4 protein-coding genes are annotated in these 4,517 nt (G+C 45.3%); 1 reads left to right on the top strand and 3 read right to left on the bottom strand.

Annotated elements, in window-relative coordinates; translation table 11 throughout:
• Positions 1-1,159 (top strand): amino acid aminotransferase (locus tag QTO00_RS15345; protein WP_331425562.1); only part of this gene is annotated, 1,159 nt, incomplete at its 5' end.
• Between the two features lie 53 nt (positions 1,160-1,212).
• On the opposite strand, the gene QTO00_RS15340 is transcribed toward QTO00_RS15345, so the two are convergent.
• The 3 genes from QTO00_RS15340 to QTO00_RS15330 form a co-directional block, all read right to left on the bottom strand.
• Positions 1,213-1,878, bottom strand: coding sequence for an outer membrane beta-barrel protein (locus QTO00_RS15340; RefSeq protein ID WP_331425561.1), 666 nt, complete (start codon positions 1,876-1,878; stop codon positions 1,213-1,215).
• A gap of 237 nt (positions 1,879-2,115) precedes the next feature.
• The gene (locus QTO00_RS15335; RefSeq protein ID WP_331425560.1) at positions 2,116-2,493 is read right to left on the bottom strand and encodes a transporter; all 378 of its coding nucleotides are present in this window, start codon (positions 2,491-2,493) and stop codon (positions 2,116-2,118) included.
• Between the two features lie 216 nt (positions 2,494-2,709).
• Positions 2,710-4,517 (bottom strand): helicase-related protein (locus tag QTO00_RS15330; RefSeq protein ID WP_331425559.1); only part of this gene is annotated, 1,808 nt, incomplete at its 5' end.

Below are 4,517 nucleotides of genomic sequence, written 5' to 3'. Positions count from 1 at the left end.
CCCTATTCTTGGCCTTACTGAAGAATTTAAAAAAGACGCTCGCGCTGAAAAAATTAACCTAGGCGTTGGCATCTACAAAAACGAACAGGGTGAAACACCTGTTCTTGCGACAGTTAAAAAAGCTGAAGCGGCACTAATTGAAACAGAAAAGACCAAATCTTACCTTACTATCGAAGGTACTGCTGAGTATGCACTAGCGGTACAGAAGCTTCTTTTCGGTAATAACGCTGAAATCGTAGCGAACAAACGTGCTAAAACTGCCCAAGCTCCGGGTGGTACAGGTGCACTGCGCGTCGCCGGTGAGTTCATTAAGCGCCAATTAGGCAACGTAAAGATCTGGATCAGTAACCCAACCTGGGCAAACCATAACGGTGTATTTGCTGCTGCGGGTATTGAAACTGCTCAATACAGCTACTACAACGCTGAAACAAAAGACAAAGACTTTGCCGCTATGGTCGCTGACCTAGAAAAAGCGTCTGTGGGTGATATTGTTCTTCTTCACGGTTGCTGTCACAACCCAACCGGTATCGACCCAACAGCTGAAGAGTGGGAAACACTGGCTAAGCTAGTTGCAGATAAAAAACTGCTACCCCTGTTCGACTTCGCATACCAAGGCTTCGCAAAAGGTGTGGAAGAAGATGCTCAGGGCCTTCGTATCTTTGCTCAGTACAACAAAGAGATTCTTGTCGCGAGTTCGTTCTCGAAAAACTTTGGCCTGTACAATGAACGTGTAGGTGCGTTTACTCTTGTTGCTGAGTCTGAAGATGTCGCGACAACTGCGTTCTCTCAAGTGAAAGCGATCATCCGCTCTATCTACTCTAACCCACCAGCACACGGCAGCGCAGTAGTCACTTACATCCTAAACAATGCTGAACTTCGCGCTGAATGGGAAGCTGAAGTAAAAGAGATGCGTGATCGTATTCAAGATATGCGTGGACTGTTTGTTACAACTCTTAAAGAGCAAGGCGTTGATGCTGACTTCAGTTTCATTGAACGTCAAAACGGTATGTTCTCTTTCTCTGGTCTGTCAAAAGAGCAAGTAAATCGTCTGAAAGAAGAGTTCGGTATCTACATTGTTGGCTCAGGTCGTATCAGCGTTGCCGGTATGACTCGCTCTAACATGCTTCCACTATGTAAAGGCATTGCTGCGGTACTATAACTTCGCACGGTCAGAACTAAAGAAGCCAGCTTTGCTGGCTTTTTGTTTGTCTGCTAGAAAAGGTATCTCAATGCTATCCCACCTTCACTGGTGGTAGTCTTGCCCTTTATTCGAACAGTCTCAAACTCACTCTTGCGATAGGTGTAGAAAGCTCCAAAAGTAAAATCTTTGGCAAACTGATAATCGGCCCGGATCTGAAACAAGTTCTCTTCTACAAAGTCGGCACAATTGATCTCAGCACTGCTTGCCAGTTCCCAATTTGCAAAAATGGCGTATTTGACCGTTAAACTTGCCCCCAACGAACCATTGCTATCACTAAATAGCTTTTCGTTAGTGCTATCTAACGACTGTTTACCCCATAAATAACCAAGCTTTGCTCCAGCAACCAGATCGAGTTTATCGGCGAGAGGAAAACGGTAGGCAACACCCGGTAACAGCATGTAGAGCTCAGTTGTCACCTCTGTTGGATGAATAAACCGTGCTGAATAATCGAGGGTGAATAGAAGATTATCATTCCATAGGTAATTACCACCCACAGTAAGTGCTGTAGCGTTGTTACTATCCGAGTTCTCTTTAAGCGATCCTGAGCTTAAATCAGCATAGAGATAATCGTAGTTCACGTGATTTGTTTGGCTGCCTCTTGTAGTCTGGTTCTCTGCAGCTTGAACAGAACCAACCAACAGTAAGGAGGCGATCATCGAGCGGTAATTCAATTCCATTGCGACCTCGTTAATCCAAAACAGTCATTCGCCCAAGTACCATGGTTTCAGTTTGCTCCTGAAAGCCAACCCAGGCACAGAAGGATTTGTAATTAAAGGAAATATAGAACAAGTCGACGCTAAGTTAGGCAACAAATTACCAGAAGTATGATCTTCAGCGAGCCAAGTGGCTCAGTTAGAGGGAAAGATCTCATCCGAGCCCGTAACAAACATGATTGGTCAGTAGGCGCGTAAACGTTAGAAGCGAATAAATAGCTCATCCTGTGAAGAAACTTGGATATCTGCCTTCGATTTTGCCTTTACTCGCTCAATAGATTCAAGATCAAGCTCATAAGGCATAACCAGTTTAAGCTCTTCCACTCCTTCGTATTTTGCCAATTCAAGTAAGATGAGGATGTTTGATTCGTCGCTACGATTCGCCGACAACGATTTCATCGCTTGTTCCCACAAACGATCTTCAACCGTGAGTGTATCTTTAATAGTATTCGTCCAGGCAAGACTGAAAATTGGCGCGAATGTGCTCATCGCTTCCAAGAAGGTCCACTTTTTGTTGCAAGAAGCCCCTAAAAAAGAAGTGTAGTCAAATACAACACTGGTCTTACTTAGATGTTCCATATTATCCCCGGCGACGTTAGCAACATAGTGTACTTAATATCGTTGAACGGCTACGTTATAGCAATAGGATATAAATCATTGGTCTTTTATATCCAAATTTTGTTTGAAAAAGCTATATAAAAACCAATGCGGTAACATAATGCGATCAACATCGTGATATAAGGAACCTGTTGCTTAATATTTCAACTACCGAATAATATCGCCACCACCAGCACACTATTTGATATCTACGATCTTACTTGCTCTTTTATACTGAACTCTCCACCCTTTCCAACTAGGTAACTCCCAACGTTTTGGATACCCTTTTCGCAAACCATCACGATGCACCACATAGACCAACTTCTTTGTCACCAAATACTCTACATCTAAGTTAAGGTCACCTAACGCCAATTCAAACGGATAAGCCGTTGCAAAGTCGTCATACTCCCAATAAGGAATCCCATCAAATGGAAAGTCCTCAGCAGAAAACAGTTCCAATTCAGAAATATCCGTTAACTCCAACAGCGTTAACTGCTCTTTAAACCATGACTCAAAACTCAGCTCATCTAAGTTTTGCTTAGACTCACTTAAGCCTAAAGCCACATAAAGCTTCCAATGTTCGATCTCTTGATGACGAGCTTGAGCAAAGCCCGGCAGAATTTGGTTGTTTTTCACCGCCTCTATCATTGGCTGAATGGCTAGCTCACCCTGCGCGGCTTCCCAGCGCGTCGCGATAACTCTTCCTGCATACACAAGATTCAATGCGACACACGGCTGTTCATCTACCTTTGCAACCTCACCTTGTTGCCATTCGCCAAGTTCTAATTTAACGATGCTTTGCAACTCAATAGGCATACAGAAAGTGGCCAGATTTAACGTCTGTTTCACCCCTCTGCCGGGTAGGCTATGTGTGTCGAGCACCACCGCCGCTTCATACTTATCTAAAAAACGACTGTCTCTGCCTAGTACCACTTCCATCAAACCATTGCCTAAAGCCTCCCTGCGCTTTAGACGACGTACAAACACCAGCTCTGGATGTAGCTCAGCAATGGCATCGACCAACTCATGATGACCATAACGTGAGGCAACGCTTAACTCAGGTAGCTCAAATACCTCACGCATTTGCCTAGCCAGTGCGCGCGCTTCTTTGAGTACATCGGGCTCAATATTGATTGCAGAGAAGTGCTCACCACGCAAGATGCCAATCGCTAACTGAGCATCGCTACCTAATGGCTCTTCAATGGCAAGTTGCTCTTGTTGCTCTTCGCTGTTACTCAATCGATACAAGTTTGCGGGCGTTGCCAATACTGCCGTAAGGTCAACCATAGCCTCGCGTAGCGCTTTTGTCGGCATACGTGTGACTAAGTCGGCGTACAAAGCGTCGATGGGTAACGGATAGATGCGCTGACCATGTTCTGTGGCGATACCTTGTTGGTCGATCGCTCCCATCGCCAACAACATATCACGTGCTTGGTTTAGCGAACGTTCTGGCAAGGTTTCTAAGAACTCAAGATGCTCCAACGCTACCCCACAGCTCGCCGCCGCTAACATAGCTTCGGTCAGAGACTCACGGTGCATTTCAGGAGGCGTGACTTCCGCGAGAGCTGCGTGTTGGCCATAAAGCCGAATACAGAGGCCATCCATCACTCGCCCTGCTCGACCACTACGCTGCTTAGCACTCGCTTTAGAAATGTGTTTTAAACTCAGTGCTGTGCGACCATTGCGTTGCTCTGTTCGTCGCTCTAAACCTGAATCAATAACAGCAACAATGTTTGGAATCGTCAACGAGGTTTCAGCGACATTGGTTGCCAACACCACTTTTCTATATGGCTGTACATTTAGCGCGATGTCTCGTTGCTCTTCGGTGACTGAAGCATGAAGCGGCACCGCAACGAAGCCCTCTATAGAAGCTAACTTACTCAGACATTGATTAATCTCTTTACGCCCAGGCAAGAACACCAGAATATCACCCTCAATCGAGTCAAGATTCACAACTTCATGCCTAACTCGTTCGTCAAGATTTCGCGCATCAGGAAGTTGTCGTG

This window comes from Vibrio sp. M260118 (genome assembly GCF_036533755.1).
Classification (GTDB): Bacteria; Pseudomonadota; Gammaproteobacteria; order Enterobacterales; family Vibrionaceae; genus Vibrio.
The sequence above is the reverse complement of the archived record's forward strand: the minus strand, read 5'-3'. Positions and strand labels throughout refer to the sequence as shown.